17 protein-coding genes are annotated in these 18,807 nt (G+C 65.8%); 7 read left to right on the top strand and 10 right to left on the bottom strand.

Annotation, left to right across the window (positions count from 1 at the left end):
- Window positions 1–148: 148 nt before the first annotated feature.
- The 3 genes from ACREC7_RS09350 to ACREC7_RS09340 all read right to left on the bottom strand — a co-directional run bounded on the left by ACREC7_RS09350 (window position 149) and on the right by ACREC7_RS09340 (window position 4,549).
- Complete coding sequence (locus ACREC7_RS09350) at window positions 149–523, bottom strand: RNA-binding S4 domain-containing protein (RefSeq protein WP_431555413.1); 375 nt, start codon at window positions 521–523, stop codon at window positions 149–151.
- Between the two features lie 9 nt (window positions 524–532).
- Window positions 533–3,325: a helicase-related protein gene (locus ACREC7_RS09345; protein WP_431555412.1), complete on the bottom strand. Its 2,793-nt coding sequence runs from the start codon at window positions 3,323–3,325 to the stop codon at window positions 533–535.
- Window positions 3,326–3,676: 351 nt separating this feature from the next.
- Entirely contained in the window at window positions 3,677–4,549 is an 873-nt protein-coding gene (locus ACREC7_RS09340) for a DUF3108 domain-containing protein (protein ID WP_431555411.1), read from the bottom strand.
- 230 nt (window positions 4,550–4,779) lie between these two features.
- Between ACREC7_RS09340 and rpmB the strand changes: the two genes are divergently transcribed.
- Window positions 4,780–5,079: a 50S ribosomal protein L28 gene (gene rpmB, locus ACREC7_RS09335; protein ID WP_431555410.1), complete on the top strand. Its 300-nt coding sequence runs from the start codon at window positions 4,780–4,782 to the stop codon at window positions 5,077–5,079.
- On the opposite strand, the gene ACREC7_RS09330 is transcribed toward rpmB, so the two are convergent.
- The 4 genes from ACREC7_RS09330 to ACREC7_RS09315 form a co-directional block, all read right to left on the bottom strand.
- A complete protein-coding gene (locus tag ACREC7_RS09330; RefSeq protein ID WP_431555409.1) occupies window positions 5,076–6,158 on the bottom strand; it encodes an esterase-like activity of phytase family protein in 1,083 nt (360 codons plus the stop codon). The two genes, rpmB and ACREC7_RS09330, sit on opposite strands and share 4 nt — an antisense overlap.
- A gap of 9 nt (window positions 6,159–6,167) precedes the next feature.
- A complete protein-coding gene (gene cobT, locus ACREC7_RS09325; protein ID WP_431555408.1) occupies window positions 6,168–8,069 on the bottom strand; it encodes a cobaltochelatase subunit CobT in 1,902 nt (633 codons plus the stop codon).
- Window positions 8,070–8,071: 2 nt separating this feature from the next.
- The gene (gene cobS / locus ACREC7_RS09320) at window positions 8,072–9,061 is read right to left on the bottom strand and encodes a cobaltochelatase subunit CobS (protein WP_431555407.1); all 990 of its coding nucleotides are present in this window, start codon (window positions 9,059–9,061) and stop codon (window positions 8,072–8,074) included.
- An 82-nt stretch (window positions 9,062–9,143) separates the two neighbouring features.
- Complete coding sequence (locus tag ACREC7_RS09315) at window positions 9,144–9,773, bottom strand: J domain-containing protein (RefSeq protein WP_431555406.1); 630 nt, start codon at window positions 9,771–9,773, stop codon at window positions 9,144–9,146.
- 223 nt (window positions 9,774–9,996) lie between these two features.
- On the opposite strand from ACREC7_RS09315, the gene ACREC7_RS09310 reads away from it, so the two are divergent.
- On the top strand, window positions 9,997–11,481 hold the full coding sequence (locus ACREC7_RS09310; RefSeq protein WP_431555405.1) for a glycosyltransferase family 39 protein: 1,485 nt from the start codon (window positions 9,997–9,999) through the stop codon (window positions 11,479–11,481).
- An 18-nt stretch (window positions 11,482–11,499) separates the two neighbouring features.
- Window positions 11,500–11,781, top strand: coding sequence for a BolA family protein (locus ACREC7_RS09305; protein WP_431555404.1), 282 nt, complete (start codon window positions 11,500–11,502; stop codon window positions 11,779–11,781).
- Window positions 11,782–11,797: 16 nt separating this feature from the next.
- On the opposite strand, the gene ACREC7_RS09300 is transcribed toward ACREC7_RS09305, so the two are convergent.
- The 3 genes from ACREC7_RS09300 to ACREC7_RS09290 are packed head-to-tail and all read right to left on the bottom strand — an operon-like array spanning window position 11,798 to window position 14,877.
- Window positions 11,798–13,099: an HlyC/CorC family transporter gene (locus tag ACREC7_RS09300; protein WP_431555403.1), complete on the bottom strand. Its 1,302-nt coding sequence runs from the start codon at window positions 13,097–13,099 to the stop codon at window positions 11,798–11,800.
- Entirely contained in the window at window positions 13,096–14,241 is a 1,146-nt protein-coding gene (aroB, locus tag ACREC7_RS09295; RefSeq protein ID WP_431555402.1) for a 3-dehydroquinate synthase, read from the bottom strand. The genes ACREC7_RS09300 and aroB overlap by 4 nt, the downstream gene beginning before the upstream one ends.
- A 3-nt stretch (window positions 14,242–14,244) precedes the next feature.
- Entirely contained in the window at window positions 14,245–14,877 is a 633-nt protein-coding gene (locus ACREC7_RS09290) for a shikimate kinase (protein ID WP_431555401.1), read from the bottom strand.
- 221 nt (window positions 14,878–15,098) lie between these two features.
- Between ACREC7_RS09290 and ACREC7_RS09285 the strand changes: the two genes are divergently transcribed.
- The 4 genes from ACREC7_RS09285 to ACREC7_RS09270 form a co-directional block, all read left to right on the top strand.
- Window positions 15,099–15,245 (top strand): histidine kinase, encoded by a 147-nt coding sequence (locus ACREC7_RS09285; RefSeq protein ID WP_424390361.1) that lies wholly within the window; start codon window positions 15,099–15,101, stop codon window positions 15,243–15,245.
- 352 nt (window positions 15,246–15,597) lie between these two features.
- Window positions 15,598–16,983 carry a hypothetical protein gene (locus tag ACREC7_RS09280; protein ID WP_431555400.1) on the top strand — a complete coding sequence of 462 codons (1,386 nt, stop codon included), beginning with the start codon at window positions 15,598–15,600 and terminating at the stop codon, window positions 16,981–16,983.
- A 4-nt stretch (window positions 16,984–16,987) separates the two neighbouring features.
- The gene (locus ACREC7_RS09275; protein ID WP_431555399.1) at window positions 16,988–17,962 is read left to right on the top strand and encodes a site-specific tyrosine recombinase XerD; all 975 of its coding nucleotides are present in this window, start codon (window positions 16,988–16,990) and stop codon (window positions 17,960–17,962) included.
- Between the two features lie 134 nt (window positions 17,963–18,096).
- Window positions 18,097–18,807 (top strand): acetyl-CoA carboxylase carboxyltransferase subunit alpha (locus tag ACREC7_RS09270; RefSeq protein ID WP_431555398.1); only part of this gene is annotated, 711 nt, incomplete at its 3' end.

The following is an 18,807-nucleotide window of genomic DNA, read 5'->3' as shown; positions in this document are numbered from 1 at the left end:
GGCTCCGCCCAGCCCTTTCTTCCGGCCCCCTCGCCCCAATTATTTGGGGGCGATGAGGGGCTTTGCCTATCCCAATAGCGACACCAGTACAAGGCAAGCGATTGCCATCGAACGTCCGCAAAGCGCGGCCGCGAGACCACACCGCGACTCAAGCATCGTCGGCCCTGATCGCGTCGAGGCGCCTGCGGTCGCGCTTGGTCGGCCTCGGCCCGCGATGGACCTCGATCCGCGCGCGCACCGAAGGAGAAGGAGGCGCCTCAGGCGTCAAATCCTCGTAGAGCGACCGGGCGTTCGTCGCCGGTCCACGCCGCTCGGCCTCGCCTGCGACCCGCACCACGAAGAGGCGCCCGGCGCCAGCGCCGGTCCCGGTCACCACATCGCCCATGCGCACATGGCGGCTCACTTTCAGCGCTCGCTCGCCATTGACCCTGACCTTGCCCCCCTCGATCAGTTTGGCGGCAAGGGATCGCGTCTTCACGAGCCGCGCGCACCACAGCCATTTGTCGAGCCGTTGACCTTCCATCTGATCGCGTCAGTTACCCTCAGGGCGCCGGGCGGCAAGGTTGCGGCGAAGCTCGGCGAGCACGGCAAAGGGCGAAGAGTCGGACGGGCGCGGGCGCTCTTTGCGCTCAAGGCGCGGCTGCTGCTCGCGCTGGCGCGGGGCTTGAGCCTGCCGTTCGCGGCGGCGCGGTTCTCCTTTTGTCTCGTGGGCTTGCGGCTTTCGCCCCTCGTTCCACTTACCTGGACGCCAGATCTCATCGAAGGCGATGTCCGGCTGAGAGGTTGGCTCGTTCGCCGGAGCCGGCGCTTCGGAGCCATTGCCGTCATGCACGGGCTCGATGGCGCGGGCCTCCGCCGGCTCAAGCCTACGGCGTTCGCGGCGGAAGCCAAGTGCCCTCAAGATCGAGGTGAAATCCTCGCCCGAGCAGCCGACCACGCTCATGAGCTCGGGGCTTGCGCGAAAGCCGCCGTCACCGGTGGCGCCGGGCGGCGCCGGCTCGCCGCCGTCGACCGGCCTCCACGACACACGCGCGCGGATGAGATCGGACAGCCGCTCCAGCATGTCGATGCGGATCGCGCGCGCACCGGCAATCTGGAAGCCTGCGGCATGCCAATAGGGCTCAGGCACGCGGCCGTCGGCCTCGACGGAGGTCAGCCCTTGCTGGGGGCGCGGCGGCAGCGCCTCGGCGTCGATGCCGTAGTCCCGGCCGGCATGGAGCGCCCAGAGAAGCAACAGCAGATCGGCGGCGGCAGGCTTGAGCAGCGCCGGTATGTAGATGTTGAAGGCGCCGAAGCGCACCCCGTATTTACGCAAGCCGGCGCGGGCGGTTTGGTCGAGCGCCTTGACCTCGCCGGCGACCGCATCGCGGCGCAGCACGCCAAACGTCTCAACGACGCGGAAGGCGAGGCCGCGGGCAAGCCCTGAGAGGTCCGAGGCTTCGCTCAGCGCCACAAGCGGCGCGAGGCGGCCGTTGAGCTGGGCAGAAAGCCAAGCTTCGATGCGGCGCAACACCTGCTCGCGCTCGACCGGCCCGAGATGCTCGTCGGCAAGCAGCTGTATCCTCGGCTTAAGCGGGCCGCCGCCGCGCTCGAGCCGCGCGATCTCCGATGAGCGCCAAGCGATGCGGCCGTTCTGCTTCAGCACGATGTCGGTGTCACTCGCAGCAGAGAGGGCTGCGGCGCGGGCGCCGAGCTCATGCGCCAGCACCTTGACGGCGGCGTGGCGGGCGGCGCGCCCGTGGATGCCGTCGCCGCTCGTGTCCGGCGTGAAGCGAAATCCGTCGAGGCTGCCGACGTAGTGATCCTCGACAATGACGCGGCCGTCGGCGCCGATCTCCGCCACGAGGTCTTCCTTGTCTCTGAGGCGCCGCATCAGCACGCTGGTTCGTTTATCGACGAAGCGATGCGTCAGCCGCTCATGCAGCGCGTCCGACAGCATGTCCTCGATCGCCCTGGTGCGGCCTTGCCAATGCTCCGGATCGTCGAGCCATTGCGCGCGGTGGGAGACGAAGGTCCAGGTGCGAATTTGCGCGAGCCGGTTTGACAGCGTATCGAGGTCGCCGTCGGTGCGGTCGGCGAGAGCCACCTGGCGCGCGAACCAATCGGTGGGAATCCGGCCTGCGTCGCTCATCACGAAGCGAAAGAGCGCGCCGACGAGCTCGGCGTGGCTTGCCGCGGAGATCTTGCGATAGTCCGGGATCTGGCACATCTCCCATAACAGCGCGACACCGGCGCGTCCGGTGGCAAGTTCACGCACGCCGGCGTCGTGGCTGACATTCTCCAGCGCGATCACGTCGTCGACCATGCGCGAGCGGATGAGCCGAGGATGGTCCGGCGTCTCGCGCAAAGAGTCCTTGAGGCTTTCGATCGAGCCGAAATCGAGCTTGCGGTTGCGCCATTGCAACATGCCGACCTGATCGAAGGAATGGTTCTCCAGCCGATCGATCAGCTCGGATTCGAACGCCGGAACCTGCCCGGTCACGCCAAAGGTGCCGTCATTCATATGACGGCCGGCGCGGCCGGCGATCTGGCCAAGCTCGGCCGGGGTCAAATCGCGATGCACTTGCCCGTCGAATTTGCGCAATCCGGCGAAGGCCACATGGTCGAGATCGAGATTGAGGCCCATGCCGATGGCGTCGGTCGCCACCAGAAAATCGACGTCGCCGTTCTGGTAGAGGGCGACTTGCGCATTGCGCGTACGAGGGCTGAGCGCGCCGAGCACCACGGCAGCACCTCCGCGCTGGCGCCGCACCAGCTCGGCGATGGCGTAGACGTCGTTGGCCGAGAAGGCGACGATGGCCGAGCGCCGCGGCAGGCGCGTGATCTTCTTGTCGCCGGCGTAAGTAAGCGTCGAGAGGCGCGGGCGCGAGACGATGTGGGCGCCAGGCAGCAATTCGCGGATGGCGTCGCGCATGGTGGCGGCGCCGAGCAGCAGCGTCTCGCTGAAACCGCGGGCGTGAAACAGGCGATCGGTGAAGATGTGGCCGCGCTCGCCGTCGGCGGCGAGCTGAATCTCGTCGACGGCGACGAAGTCGGCCTCGAGATCGAGCGGCATCGCCTCGACGGTGCACACATAATGGCGCGGCGACGGCGGCTTGATCTTCTCTTCGCCGGTGATCAGCGCAACTTTGCCCGGGCCGATGCGCGCCACGATCTTGTCGTAGACCTCGCGGGCGAGCAGACGCAGCGGCAGGCCGATGATGCCGACATCGTGGGCGAGCAGGCGCTCGATGGCCAGATGGGTCTTGCCGGTGTTGGTCGGCCCAAGCACCGCGGTCACGCCTCTGCCGCGCATTGTTCCGGAACTTGGGGGAAGTCGGCTCATGCTCGCATTCCTAAGCCCTACCGATAGCGTATCAGGACAGGCGCGCCGGGTCTGGAACGAGGGGGGAACGAATCTCGTCCGAATCGCTGACTCGGTCCATTCGGATTTCGTTCTTCACCGGCGCCACCAGATCGAGCTCACTCTGTCAAAGGTCACCGCCCAGTGCATCTTCGCGACCGTGAATCAACCAGTTGACGCGCAGGCTTCATGTGGGGCCCAGCACCCCAGGGGAACAACGGGAACGGAACACGGACGAATCAGGGGAGCGTTAATTTTCGGCATCTGTTCGCTACTACATATTGGGATTGGAGGCCTTGCCGTTAACCCTTGGCCGGCCTGGAACGAGAGGGGCTATTCCTGAAGGCTGGCGCGCTTTGCGCCTCGCTGGACGTTGAATGAGGTCGAGGTGGCATAGCCGTAGCCCACCAGGGTCGGCAGCACGATGCGGTAGGGGACGTACATCTCGGTGCCGGGGAGCGAGACCAGCCAGACTTCGATCTCGTTCGTCTCCGACATGAGCTTGATGCCGGGATTGTCCGGACGGTAGCCGGAGATGGGAATGAACTTCACGCGGCAGACCGCGGCGAAGCCCGAATAGCCGGTCGACGAATTCTTTTGCAGCTTCACCGTGCGCTTGGGTTCGAGGATGAGGTTGAAACGCGCTTCGCCGTCGAACACCGGAATCGTCTGGTCGCAGACCTTCGGGTCGCCGTTGGGATTTCCCGAGCGGGCATAGAGAAACGCGGCCGTCATCGGATCGAGCACGCCTTCGAGCTGCTCCTTGGTGATGGGGATGACGTGCGGGTTGAACCGCTTCTTCGGTATCCGCGAAATTTGCGTGACGGCGCCGCCGTCGAAGGTCATGCGCAGCTGCTGGCTCTTGTCTCCGCCCTCGAAGTTGAGGCTGTACATGGCGGGCTCGGGGCCGGTCCCTCCGAATCTGCCCTTGCTCGCCGTGGTGCCGTGCCACTCGAAGATCAGCCCCTGGAGGACCGAGAAGCGGCCTTCGCCGCGCATCTCGTAATCGGTGCCGCGGAACACCGTGGTCAGCTGGAAGTTCCCGAGATTGAAGCCGGCAAGGTCGACGCGATAGACCGCGGTGATGCGGTTCGCCGACCCTATGCTGATCTCGGCAAAGGCGGAATCGCCCGACGGGGCGCCCCCCAGCCCGCAGGTGAGGACTACGACAGCCGCAAGGCTCAAAACATGTCGCGCTATTGGCATGGCCCCAACCCTCGAGACTGGTAGTGCCAAAAGGAAGGCGCCCCCAGCCCAAATTTCGGATTATTCGCAGAATTCGTCAATTCTGAGGTTGAGATATCCGGTTTTCATTGCCTTGACCGCAGGCAACCAGGCCCGTATATCTCCGCCGATTTCGCGGGAACGCTTGACCTTTGTCTTGCCGTTCCGCATCACCCGCTTCCTAGCACGTCTAGAGACAAGGACTAAGTACGATGGCCCGTCGTTGCGAGCTGACCGGCAAAGCGGTGCTCTCCGGCAATAATGTCAGCCATGCCAAGCGCAGAACCAAACGCCGGTTCCTGCCCAATCTGTGCAATGTCACGCTGGCGAGCGACGCGCTGAAGAAGCGCGTACGCCTCACCATCAGCGCCGCGGCGTTGCGCTCGGTCGAGCATCGCGGCGGCCTCGACGCCTATCTGCTCAAGGCCGGCGATGAGGAATTGTCGCTGAAAGCGCGGCGTCTCAAGCGCGATATCGCCAAGGTGCAAAGCGTCGCCGCCTCGGCCTCCTAGCGCGACTGAGGCTCGGCCAGCACCGGCTTGGCGTCGGGCAGAGCGAATTGCATCAGAAGCGTCCGCTGCAGCGGGCTGAAATTGTCGTCGGAGATCAGCGTGAGGACGGTCTCGCCAGAGGCCGAACGGTGCACGGCGATCCCTTCCATATTGTCGATGTTCAAGCTGTCATTGGCCTCGAGCAGGACTTCGCCGGAGATGAGCGCTCCGGGCTTGAGGTCTTTGGCGGCGATGCGGCGAATGCGCATTTTCACGCCCTCGCTGTAGCGGAAGCGGCGTTCGAGCACGACGATGCCGCCGTCGGGCAGGGAAGCTGCGTCGGTAATGTCGAAGCCGCCGACGTTCTTGAGAGCTATCGCGCCGGGCGCCTGTCCCCCGATCAGCCAGCCGCGAAGATTGCCGTTCTTGTCAGGTAGGCGCTCGGAAAACAGAACCGTCGCGCCCTTGAGCCCGCCGGTGCGGATCGGGGCGACAGCCTCGATGCCGCGGTTTGCGCTCATGCGCTTGGTCTCGGCGGGAAGAGTAAGCCCGCCGTCAGGCGGCCCGAAGCGGTCGGGGGTGAAGGGATAGCGCAGAACGCGATGGTTGCGCTCGAAGGCGACGTAGGCGGCGCCCTTCGAAATGTCGCCGTCGAGGAGCTCCAAGCCCTCTGAGTCCTGCTCGACAACGCCGGCGAGTGGCTTTCCATCATGCCCGAGGATGGGACCGATGGTCGCCTCGCTCAGGCCTTTGAGCCTCCGCCCGTCATAGTCGATATTGGCCCTGAGCCAGGTTCCGGCATCGGAAATAGCGAGCAGAGACTTGCCGGACGGAGCGACGATCAGCCCCGAATAGCCGCCGAAGAAGGGCGACTTGGCGAATAGATTGAACCCGCCGCGCCAGACGAGCTTGCCGAATTGCTTGCGCGCCGGATCGTCGCGGTCGAAGTCGATGGGAATGGCGGTGATGGCCAGCCGCTCGACACGGGGCAGCACGCTTGCCGTCTTGTCGGCGAAGGCAGGTGCGACGATGAAGAACGCCGCAATAGCGAGGATCGCGGCGGCGGTATTGCGCCAGACTCTCGCCGAGGAAGACGCCACGGCGCCCCGCTAGTTCAACTTGCGGCGCTTGGCGCGCGCAGCACCGGGGGCCGCGCGGTAGAATTGGCGCCAGGCAAGATCCTCGTCGAACAATTCGGCGAGCTTGTCGGTCATGACGCCGGCGAGCTCCTCGGCGTCGGTTACCGTCACGGCACGCCGATAGTAACGGGTCACGTCGTGGCCGATGCCGATGGCGACGATCTCGACGGAGGAGCGGGTCTCGATTTCCTCAATGACCTGGCGAAGATGGCGCTCGAGATAAGAGCCGGAATTGACCGAGAGCGTCGAATCGTCGACCGGCGCGCCGTCGGAAATCATCATCATGATGCGGCGCTGCTCGGGCCGGGCCAAGAGCCGCTGATGCGCCCAGGCAAGCGCCTCGCCGTCGATGTTCTCCTTGAGCAGCCCTTCGCGCATCATCAGCCCAAGATTGCGCCGCGACCGCCGCCAAGGGGCATCGGCAGATTTGTAGACGATGTGGCGGAGATCGTTGAGCCTGCCCGGGAGGGCCGGCTTGCCGGCATTGAGCCATTGCTCGCGGGCGTGACCACCCTTCCAGGCGCGGGTGGTGAAGCCGAGAATCTCCACCTTGACGCCGCAACGCTCGAGCGTGCGGGCGAGAATGTCGGCGGAGCAGGCGGCGACCATGATCGGGCGGCCGCGCATCGACCCCGAATTGTCGAGCAGCAGCGTCACCACGGTGTCGCGGAACTGGGTTTCGCGCTCCTGCTTGAAGGAGAGCGCGTGCATGGGATCGACGATCACTCTCGCTAGCCGCGCAGCGTCGATCAGCCCTTCGTCGAGGTCGAAGTCCCAGCCGCGGTTTTGTTGCGCAAGCAGGCGCCGCTGCAAGCGGTTGGCGAGCCGCGCCACGGCCCCGTGCAAGGCTTGCAGCTGCTTGTCGAGAAAGGCGCGCAAACGCTCGAGCTCGTCAGCGTCGCAGAGATCCTCGGCGCCGACGATCTCGTCATAGGCGCGGGTGAACACCTTGTAGCCGAAGGCCTCGGGGTTATCGAGCACCGAGAGGTTGGGGCGCCAAGGCTCGGGCCGGCGCGTCGAGTCGGGCGTGTCCGCCTCGCGATCGGGGCGGTCGGCCGCGCCTTCGTCGCGCTCTTCGAGGGTCTCGTCGGTCAAGGAGTCCTGATCGGCCTGGGCGTCGGAGGCGAACTCGGCGTGTTGGCGTCCCTCCGCGTCTTCGTTCTCAGCCTCCAGCGCGGAGGGCTTGGGCTCGCCCTCTTTCCCCTCTTGGCCTTCGTCGCCGGTCTGGTCGAGCTGATCGGCAAGGTTCAAGGCGGCAAGCAGATCGCGGGCAAGGCGGCCGTAGGCATCCTGGTCGAAGACCGTGTCCGGCATGCGATCGAGCACTGCGCGGGCGCGGCTCTCGATCCACGGGCGCCAAAGATTGGCGATGGCCCGGGCCTTCCCCGGAGGGGCGAGGCCGGTCAGCCGCTCGCGCACGAGCAGCGAAAGCGCCTCCGGCAGAGGCGCCTCGGAGCGGTCCGTCGATTCGTTGATCCGGCTGCGCTCGTAGCGCTGCTCGAGCCGCGCGGTGAGGTTGGCAGAAACGCCTTGCATGCGTTGGGCGCCGATGGCCTCGACCCTTGCTTGCTCGATCGCCTCGAATACTGCGCGCGCTTCGCCGCCCGGCGGCGCGAGCTTGGCGTGCAGGCCCGGATCGTGACAGGCGACGGCGAGGGCCGCGGCGTCGGCGTGGCCGCGGATCACGGCGATCTCGTTCCTGGTCGGCACACGAGAAGGTTCAGGCAGCCGCGCGGTCTTGCCGTACAGGCCAGGCGGCTCGTTTGAGAAGATCACCTCCACCGTGCCGTCGGCGGCGATGGAGCGGGTGGCAAGCGTGAGCGACCGCTTGAACGGTTCGAGCGGCGCCTCTTTGCGCTTGCTCAAGGGCATCGTCAGCTCAAGGCCACGTTGGCGGTCGACTGGGGCAGATCCTCGCCGAAGCAGCGCTGATAGAACTCGGCGATCAGGCCGCGCTCGAGCTCATCGCATTTGTTGAGGAAGCTCAGTGCAAAGGCGGTGCCGACATCGTTGAAGATCTCGGCGTTCTCGGCCCAGGTGATCACCGTGCGCGGGCTCATCACCGTGGACAGGTCGCCGTTCATGAAGGCATTGCGGGTGAGCTCGGCCACGCGCACCATGTTGCCGACGATCTTGCGGCCGGCGTCGGTGTTCCAGCTCTTGGCCTTGGCCAGCACGATGTTCACCTCGTCGTCATGCGGCAGATAGTTGAGGGTGGCGACGATCGACCAGCGGTCCATCTGGCCCTGATTGATCTGCTGCGTGCCGTGATAGAGGCCGCTCGTGTCGCCAAGGCCGATGGTGTTGGTGGTCGAGAACAGGCGGAAGGACGGATGCGGCCTGATCACCTTGGATTGGTCGAGCAAAGTGAGCTTGCCCGAGACTTCGAGCACCCGCTGGATTACGAACATCACGTCCGGGCGGCCGGCGTCGTACTCGTCAAAGCACAGCGCCGTGTTGGACTGCAGCGCGTAAGGCAGGATGCCCTCGCGGAACTCGGTCACCTGCTGTCCGTCGCGGATGACGATGGCGTCCTTGCCGACGAGGTCGATGCGGCTCACATGGCTGTCGAGGTTGATGCGCATGCACGGCCAGTTGAGCCGTGCCGCCACCTGCTCGATATGGGTGGACTTGCCGGTGCCGTGATAGCCCTGGATCATCACCCGGCGGTTGTGCTTGAAGCCGGCCAGGATGGCGAGCGTCACCTCGCGGTTGAACAGATAGTCGGGGTCGACATCAGGCACGTGCTCGTCGGCCTGCGAATAGGCCGGCACTTCGAGATTGGTGTCGATGCCGAAAACCTGACGCACCGAAACTGTCATGTCCGGCAGGCCGGCGCCGTTGGTCGTAGCTGCAAAGGTCATGAGATTAAGAGCCTGTCGATCGCATGCTATGCGGGCCCGCTCTAGCGTAAGCCCTGATAATGCGGGGTGAGGGCCAAGCCGCTCAAGCTAGCCCCGCCTGACGCAGATAATTATAGGCTTGGATCACTTCGCGCAACTTGTCCTCGGAGCGGCGGTCGCCGCCGTTGCGGTCGGGGTGGTGACGCTTGACCAGATCCTTGAAGCGCGCCTTGACCTCGGCCTTGGTGGCGGTGTCCTCGAGATTGAGCTGGCGCAGGCATTTGCGCTCGGCCCTGTGCAAGACCCGGGGCGGCTCGCCGGCTTGGCTCGGCGCGGGCTCAGCCTTGGCGCCAAACAGCCCGAACGGGTCATACGTGGTGAATCGGTGGGCAAAGCCGTTGCGGCGCTCGCCGTTCCGCGTGGCGCGATTGCGCGCCCAGGAATTCACCCCAACGAACCAGGTCGGGCGGTGGCCGATGGTGTCGTCCTTTTGATGCTGGGCCACGTCCTCGTCCGGCATGCCGGCGAAGTAATTGTAAGACTTGTTATATTGGCGGACATGTTCGAGGCAGTAGCGGTGATACTCGCCGTCATGCCCGCGGCCCTTGGGCGCAGGGTAGAGACCCGGCTCCCTGCAACCTTGCCATTCGCAAGTCGGGCAGGCGTCGCGCACGAGCCTCGCCGCGTCTGGCTTGACGCGGAGGCGGTCGAAGAATTTCGAGTCGAGTTTCATTACGGCAATTATGGGTAGTCGGCCTGTGAAGGGCAAGCGCGGCGCTCTCCCCCTCGAACCGTGCGGCCAAGCCTGATAGTCGAAAGGTCGGAACGCGGCTCCGATTGGAGCAGCCATTGTTGAACAAAACATGTCAGAAGCCTGTCGGGTCAGGGGCAGCAGGCGGGGAGCGGGGACAAAAATGCGGGCGCGCACGTCTTGGCCGACCGTATCTTGGGCGACCATGGCGGCCCTTTTGCTCGCGGCGGTCTCGGTAGCGGTGACGCTCAGCCTGATCGACTATCCTATCGGCGCGGCATGGGACGAGATCGTCAAGCTTCGCGGCGTCAGAACGGGACGCTACGCCTACTACCATCCCCTGTTCATGATCGATTTGGCGCAAGCCGTGGCACTCGTGGTGCATCCAGCGGATCTGCCGTCGTTGGCGCAGCTCGTCAGGGTGCTTGGCGCATTGGCCGGCGGCGTCATGGTGTTCGCCACCTTCAGCCTGGCAAGGCTCGTGCTGCCCGACCTGCCGGCCCTGGCGGCGGCGACAGCGACCGCGGCGACGCCGCTTTTCACCGTGCATGCGCGCATCTTCAAGGAGGATATTTTCGTCGCTGCCTTCCTCTTGCTGGCGCTCGCCGCACTGATCAGGTTGCTGCAGGAGCCGGCGCCGCATCGCGCCATCCTGCTCGGCCTCCTCGCCGGATTTGCCGCCGGCTCGAAATATATCGGCACGCTGTTCCTGCCTTTCGCGGTCATTGCCATTCTTTTCGTCCCCACGCCCGGACCCGAGCGGCGGTGGTTGAGGGCCGCAACCGTCGCCGCCACCTCGATCGGCACCTTTCTCCTCATCATGCTGCCGGCGATCAGGCGCATCGAACGTTGGCGGCGGGGCGTGAATTCCGAGCTCGCGCATTCGATCCACGGCCATGACGTGCCGTTGCCGCTCCCCCTCACCTGGGGCGTGTTCCATCTCCGCGAAAGCTTGTGGCCTGGTCTCGGCACGCCGCTCCTTGCGCTAGGCCTCATCGGTCTTGCGGCACCGTTCGTCGCGGGGCGGGAGCGGCGGATGCCGCTTGCGCTGATCGCGAGCTTCGCACTTCTGTGGTACGCCGTTCACGAGGCCACACCGCTCAAGCCATTTCCCGATTTTTCCCGCTACATGCTGCCGCTTGTGTCGCTGCTTATTATCCTTGGCGCGTCCTTCATTCACGAGCTCTTGACCCGCTTTGATCGTCGCGGGGCCGTGGCGGCGATCGCCGTCCTACTCGCGGCCGTCCCGGCGCTATCGATGTCGTTGCGGATCAACTCTCCCGACGTCGATCCGCGCACGATCGTTCCTCCCATCGTCGCGGCGAGCGGCGCGCGCGTGATCTTCGATCGCTATGCCGACTACGAGCGGAACCGCCGCATCCTTGGCATCAACTTCCGGCCGAACAAGGGCATGGCCGATATCGTGGTCACATCGAGTCTCGCCTATGATCGCTTTGCGCTGGATGCAGCGCCCGGCCCGATGGCAGCCTATTATCGGGAGCTCTCCTCGCGGCCCCATCTCGATGTGTCGAATGGACGGCCGACACTTGCGTATTTCAATCCTGTGGTGCGGATTGTTGCCCTGGACGGATCGGTGGCCAGGCTCGAGAAGATCGCCGCGGAAATTCGGGCCGCAGCCCCTGTCTTGGCCGTGCGGCTGATCGACCCGCCACCGAAAAGCGAGCAATGACGAAAGGATCAGGTGCCGATGCGTATCGAAGAGTCGATCAGGGAAAAGCTGAAGGGCGCCTTCGCTCCGGCGGAGATCGAGGTGGTGAACGACTCCCACGGTCACGCCGGCCATCATGCGTCTCCCGGAACCGGAGAGAGCCATTTCAGCGTCACGGTGGTCTCGGCGGTCTTTGCCGGCAAATCGCGGCTTGAGCGTCACCGCATGGTCAATGCGGCGCTGGCCGAGGAGCTCGCCGGCGGCGTGCACGCACTTGCCGTCTCCGCGCTCACGCCGGAAGAGCGGGCCAAGGGGCCATAGGTCGGCGCCGTAAGGCTCAAGAGGCTTTGCTTTGCGCCCGCTTCGCCTTGCGCGCGGCGGTAAGCGGCGTCACCTTGAGCGAGGTAATGCGGTTCCTCTGCCGGCGCAGCACCTCGAACAGGAAGCCGTGAAAGTTGAAACGCTGCCCCTGATAGGGGATGGCCTGCGCCTCGTGGATGACGAGACCGGCGATGGTGGTGGCCTCGTCGTCGGGAATGTTCCAATCCATCATGCGGTTCACGTCGCGGATCGGCACCGTGCCGTCAACGATCAGCGACCCGTCGGGCTGCACGCGCGCGGCGATCGAGGCGATGTCGGTCTCGTCGGTGATGTCGCCGACGATTTCCTCGATGATGTCCTCGAGCGTGACCAGGCCCATGACCTCGCCGTACTCGTCGACCACGATGGCGAAATGCGCCTTGCGCTTGAGGAAGGCGTTGAGCTGATCCTTGAGCGAGGTCGAGTCGGGCACGAACCAGGGCGGTGTCGACAACGACATGATATCGAGCTTGCCGAGATCGCCGCCTGCATCGCGCAGCGCCCGCAGCAAGGTCTTGGCGTGAAGGATGCCGACGATCTCCTCGCGCTCGCCGCGCCACAGCGGCACCCTGGTATGCGAGCTCTTCAGCGCCGCATCCACGACTTGCTCGGTGGGCAGGTCGACGTCGATCGCATCCATGGTGGTCCGGTGCACCATGATGTCCGAGACGGCGAGCTCGCGAAGATCGAGCACGCCGCCGAGCATATCGCGGTCGAGCTTTACCACGCCGCCTTCCTTGTGGTGCAGGTCGATGGCGCCGCGCAGCTCCTCATGGGCAGACAGCACCTCGACGTCGTCGCCGACCGAGGCGCCGAACAGGCGCAAGGTGTGGCGGACGAGGAATTGCATAGCGCGGGTGACGGGGGCGAGCACCGCGACCACGAAGCGCACGGCCGGGGCAACAAAGAGGGCCATGCGGTCGGCGTTGACGATGGCGTAGGTCTTGGGCAGCACCTCGGCGAACAACACGACCAGAACCGTCATCAACACCGTGGCGTAGGCCACGCCGGCCTCGCCGAACAGGTTGAGAAACAGGCTGGTGGCGAGTGCCGAGGCGGCGATGTTGGCGAGGCTGTTGCCGAGCAGAATGGCGCCGATCAGCCTTTCGCGGATCGACAACAGGTAGGTGACGATCTTGGCGTGGCGGTTGCCGTCCTGTTCGAGCGCGTGCATGCGCGCGCGCGACGCAGCGGTAAGCGCCGTCTCGGAGCCGGAAAAGAAGGCTGAGAGGATCAAGAGACCAAGGATGGCGCCAAGCGTGATGCCCAAGCCCATCATCGGCGTTTGCACTCCCGCGCAAGGAACGCGCTCAAAGCTTCCATAGGGACATCGCGCTCAACGTATGCCTGTCCGATGCCGCGGGCGAGCACGAGCGCGAGCCTGCCGCCCTTCACCTTCTTGTCCTGGGCCATGAGCTTGAGCATCTTTTCCGGCGTCGGCGGATCGCCGGGAATGTCGGCGATGCGGCCGGGCAAGCCGACCGCTGCGATATGCCGCTCGACGCGGAGGGCGTCGCCGGCCGGGCACAGGCCCAGCTCGGCGGAGAAGGCGAAGGCAAGCCGCATGCCGATGGCGATGGCTTCGCCGTGCAGGAGCCGGTCGGAATAGCCGGCGAAAGCCTCAAGCGCGTGCCCGAAAGTATGGCCGAGGTTGAGCAGGGCCCGCGTCCCGCTCTCCTCGCGCTCGTCGGCTTCGACGATCGCAGCCTTGGCGCGGACGCTCGTGGCGATGGCAGAGGCGCGGGCCCCCCCCTCGCCGGAAAAGATCTGCGGCCAGGTCTGTTCGAGCCAGGTGAAGAAGGGCGCGTCGCCGAGCAGCCCGTATTTCATCACCTCGGCGTAGCCGGCGCGGAACTCGCGGTGGGCGAGCGTCGCAAGCACGGAAATATCGGCGAGCACCAGGCTTGGCTGGTGGAAGGTGCCGATCAGATTCTTGCCTTGGGCCGTGTCGATGCCGGTCTTGCCGCCGACCGAGGAGTCGACCTGGGCGAGCAGGGTCGTCGGCATCTGCACGAGACGGACGCCGCGCCGCAGGATGCTTGCGGCAAAGCCTGCAAGGTCGCCGACCACGCCGCCGCCGAGCGCGATCACCGTGTCGCCGCGCTCGACGCCAAGCTCGAGCAGCCGCTCGCAGGCTTGGGCAAGCACCGGGAAGCTCTTGCTTGGCTCGCCAGGTGCCACCACCACTTCGCCAAGGAAAAGCCCGCCGAGGCTCGCCTTCAGCCGGTCAAGGTAGAGTGCCGCCACATTGGCGTCGCTCACCACGGCACAGCGCCCGCCTGGAACCGCCGCGGCGATGCGCGGTCCGGCTTCATCGAGAAGCCGCTCGCCGATGACGATGTCGTAGCTCCGCATCCCGAGCCCCACCGTGATGGTGGTCTCTTGTGTATCGGGCGCCAAAGCGGCAAGTCGGTCTCGCATCCTTCACACCTTGCCGCGGCTCTTTGCGGCCGCCGCCCTGGCCTCCTTGTCGAGCCAGCGCGCCAGGGCCTCAACGACGTCGCCAACGATCAAATCATGGGCCACGTCCCGGCTCTCCACGGTGATATCGGCCTCGGCGTAGATGGGATAGCGCTTTTCCATGAGCTCGCGCATCACCTTGTCGGGGTCATCGGAGGCGAGGAGCGGCCGGTTGTCCCGCCGGCGCACGCGATGGAGCAGGACCGGAAGCTCGGCCTTGAGCCAGATCGAGATGCCGTGCGCCTTGATATTGGCCCGCGTGAGGGCGTCCATATAGGCGCCGCCGCCGGTGGCGAGAACCTGCGAGGGCCCCTGGAGCAGGCGGGCGATAACCCTCGATTCGCCCTGGCGAAAATAGGGCTCGCCGTGCTCGGCGAAGATCTCGCTCACGGTCTGGCCCGCGGCGGCCTCAATCTCGCTGTCGGCGTCGGTGAAGGGGAGTTCGAGCCGGTTGGCAAGCCGGCGGCCCACGGCTGTCTTGCCGGCCCCCATCAGGCCGATCAGCACGATGCTCCTTGCCGCAAGGGCCTCGCGGATCCATGCCAGGCGCTCGGGCTTCAGTTCTTTCTTGCGCTCAGCCAGTCGAAGGTCATCCATTCGTCAAAAACGGCGCTCCGAGCCACAGCCCGGGGCGATCCGTTGGCGGCACGGTTCCACGATTTTCTCGTGCTGACAACGGCCTTTCGAATCGTCCATCATAGCGCGGGCCGCATGGCGCCTTGCGGTCGGGGTCATAATAAGGCCCCCTTCGCGGCTACAAGAGCGCCCTAAGGTCTAGCGGAGAAGGACAAGAACACTAACGGGACACGAGCGCCTCGATGCCGACACTCTTCCGATTGTTGATGGTCTTGGGGGTGATCGCCGGTGTCGTCACTGGGAGCCTCTATGTGCTCGCCGAATATTTCCAGCCTGAGCCGAAGGAAATCTCCAAGTCCTTGCGTAACGTCAAGGTGCGGACCGAGTAAGAGTCTCCTCGCCGGCCTAGCCATCACGATCGCCGCCATCCTCAGCGGATGGGAACCGGCTCTGGCGCAGGTCGAGCGGCGCCAACTTCCCGTCCTGCCAGGTGAGGCTCCGCCGCAAGTTGATGAGAGTCCGCGTGGGCTGCCGGGGGCGCCCGCCGGAGATTGGAATTCGCAGCAGCAAGGCGAAGCTCCGCTCCAAGATGACGAAGGTCCGGGTGGGCCATCGGTTCTGCCTCCCAAAAATTGGGATTCGCAGCTTCACCCGCCTGCGCCGCCGCCGCTGAGCGCTGGCGAATCTCGCGGGGAAAGTGCGCTTCCGCCCGATCTGTGGCGCGGGCTCGACGCAAACGCCATGCAGAGGCTGCTCGCCCAGGTTCCCATACCCTCATCCTCGCCAGCGCTCGCGAGCCTGCTCGCCCGCGCTCTCGCCACGAGCCCCGAAGGCTATGGCAGCGAGACGGAGGTGAAGATCGCGGCGCTTCAGCGCGGGGGCCGCGTCAACGAGTTGATCGACATGCTTGGAGATGCCAACGAGCCCGACGCGCTCGCGGCCTACGCCTTGGCGCTGCTTGCCGCCGGCCGCAACGATGAGGCCTGCGCGCTGCAACTCAGCACGGGGCAGGCCGACGGCGCTGCGAAGGGCGCGAGCTTCCTGATCCCGGCCTATTGCGCCGCGGTGAGCGGCGATAAGGAGGCCGCGCGCAACGCGCTCGACGTTGCCCACGACAATGGCGCGGACATGGCCTTCGCGGCGCGGGCCATCGCCGGGCAGGGCGCACGCGGGCCGCTGCCAAGAAGCGTCGACATTCTCGACTATCTGTTCTTGAAACTCAGCCAATCCGCTAGCCGGCCTGACATCGCCGCCAAGGCCAGTCCCGAGCTTCTCTTTCTTTTGGCGCGCGACGACGAGGCGGGGCCGGAACTTCGCGTTGCCGCGGCGGAGCGCGCCGCCTCGCTCAACATCATCGACGGCGAGACGCTCGCCACCGTCTACCGGGACGCGGCACCTCGGCTGCCCAAATCGGCGCAATCGCCGGGGGCGTTGCGGGCGAAGCTGTTTGCCTCCCTCGAAGCGCAGACATCGGCGAAGATCCGCGCCGAGTCGATCGACGCTTTGCTCGCCAGCGGCAAGGACGCAAGGATGGAAATTCCGATGGCGCAAGCCATGGCGCAATCGAAGGAGCTACAGAATACGCAAGCTGCAAGCTTTACCGAGACGAGCGTGCGCGTGGCGGCGCTTGCCGGCGACGACCAGACCGCTTGGGATCTGACCGAACAGGCCGGCGACCGCGTGCGCAGTTGGCAATTGCTGCTGGTGACCACGGATCCTTTGAGCGAGCGGGCGCGCAGCGCGCTCGACTCTGGCGTCGACATCGCGCTGAAGGCCGGGCTCCCTGGCCCCTTGCTGCAACGGTTGGTCACCGCGCTCGATGCGCTTGGCGAGGAGGTTCCCATCCCGCTCTGGGACCTTGCCGCCAAGACCCCGCAGCCCGACGACGGCTATTTGCCGCCGACGGGCCTGCTCAGCACGTTGAAGGAGGCCGCCGATGCCGGCGATACCGGCCGCACCATCCTGCTTGCGGGGGCGGCGTTTGGGCCTGACGGTCCGCAGGGCGCCCATCTGATCGCGCTCGGCGACGGCTTGCGCGCCTTGAAGCGCGTTGGGCTCGAGACCGAAGCGCGCCGTCTCGCCTTCGAGGCGCTCTACGCCCATTGGCCCGCGCGCGGAAAGGCCTGAGCAGGTGGGCACGAAAGGCCGATCAGGCAGAAGCAACGGGGCGGAGCTCGCGCTGTTCCTCGACATGCTGATGGCCGAGCGCGGCGCCGCCGCGAAAACCATCGAGGCCTACACAGGCGACTTGAGCGAGTTTCTTGCCTTCCTCGCCACCAAGCGGAGGACCGCGCGCGACGCTTCGGCCGATAGCGTGCGCGCCTATCTCGCGGGGCTCAGCCGCAAGGGGCTCGCGCCGACCTCGCGGGCGCGCAAGCTCTCGGCCTTGCGCCAGTTCTTCCGCTTCCTCTTGGCTGAGGGCATCCGCGCCGACGATCCTTGCTCGGCGATCGACAGCCCGAAGCTCGGACGCCCGTTGCCGAAGCTGCTCTCGCTGGCCGAGGTCGAGAGCCTGCTCGAGACGGCGGCGCATGGTGTGGAGCAGGCAGGCGAAGGCTCCGCTAGGCGGCGGGCACTCCGCATCTACGCGCTGCTCGAGACGCTTTATGCCACGGGCTTGCGCGTCTCGGAGCTGATCGGCCTGCCGCGCGGTGTGCTCGTGAGCGACGACCAGGTGATGACCATCAAGGGCAAGGGCGGCCGCGAGCGCCTCGTGCCGCTCAACGACTCTGCCCGCAAGGCGCTCGCCGACCATGTCGCGGCGCTCGCGGCCGACGAGGCACAAGGTCGCGCGCGGTCGCCTTGGCTGTTTCCCTCAGGGAGCGGCAGTCAGCATCTAACCCGCCAGCGCTTCGGCCAGGAGCTGAAGGCGCTTGCCATCGCCGCCGGGATCGAACCGTCGCGCGTCTCGCCGCATGTTCTGCGCCATGCCTTTGCCAGCCATTTGCTGGAGCGGGGGGCGGATTTGCGTACGGTGCAGCAGCTCTTGGGCCATGCCGATATCTCGACCACTCAGATCTACACCCATGTCATCGAGGAGCGGCTGCGGCGCCTTGTCGAGCAACACCACCCTTTGGCTCAGGTACATTTAACCAAACGGAGCTAACCTCGCCCAAAGTCGGAGGCTGGGGGTTGCCGGTTGACACGGTTTCGCCCCAAGGCCACTTAAAAGCACGTTCCCGCCGCCGTTGAAGCGCGGCAGCCCGTCGAGGACGGGTCTCATGGGCCACCTTTAGCCAAATGCGCACCTATCTCGATTTCGAAAAGCCCATTGCCGAGCTTGAAAGCAAGGTCGCCGAGCTCAAAGCTCTCGCCGCCGAGCAGCATTCCATGTCCATCGAGGAGGAGCTTGCCAAGCTCGAAGCCAAGGCGCGCGAGGCGCTGGAGGAGACCTATTCGGAGCTGACCCCCTGGCAAAAGACGCAAGTCGCGAGGCATCCCGAGCGGCCCCACTTCCGCCACTACATTGACGGGCTCGTTCAGGATTTCACCCCGCTTGCCGGCGACCGCTTCTTCGCCGAGGACCAGGCGATCATCGGCGGCATCGGACGTCTCAAAGGGCGCTCGGCCGTGATCATCGGACACGAGAAAGGCTCCGACACCGAAGGCCGCATCAAGCACAATTTCGGCATGGCGCGGCCTGAGGGTTACCGCAAGGCCCAGCGGCTCATGGAGATGGCCGACCGCTTCTCGCTTCCCGTGGTGAGTCTGGTCGACACGGCAGGCGCCTATCCAGGCATCGGCGCCGAGGAGCGAGGGCAGGCGGAGGCCATCGCCCGCTGCACCGACACCTGCCTCTCCGTCGGCGTGCCCATCGTCTCGGTTATCATCGGCGAGGGCGGATCGGGTGGGGCCGTGGCCATCGCCACCGCCAATCGCGTCTATATGCTGGAGCATGCGATCTACACCGTCGCTTCGCCTGAAGCCGCCGCTTCGATCCTGTGGCGGGAT

Origin of the sequence: Methyloceanibacter sp. (assembly GCF_050728395.1) — a bacterium.
In the GTDB taxonomy this organism is placed as follows: Bacteria; Pseudomonadota; Alphaproteobacteria; order Rhizobiales; family Methyloligellaceae; genus Methyloceanibacter.
The sequence above is the reverse complement of the archived record's forward strand: the minus strand, read 5'-3'. Positions and strand labels throughout refer to the sequence as shown.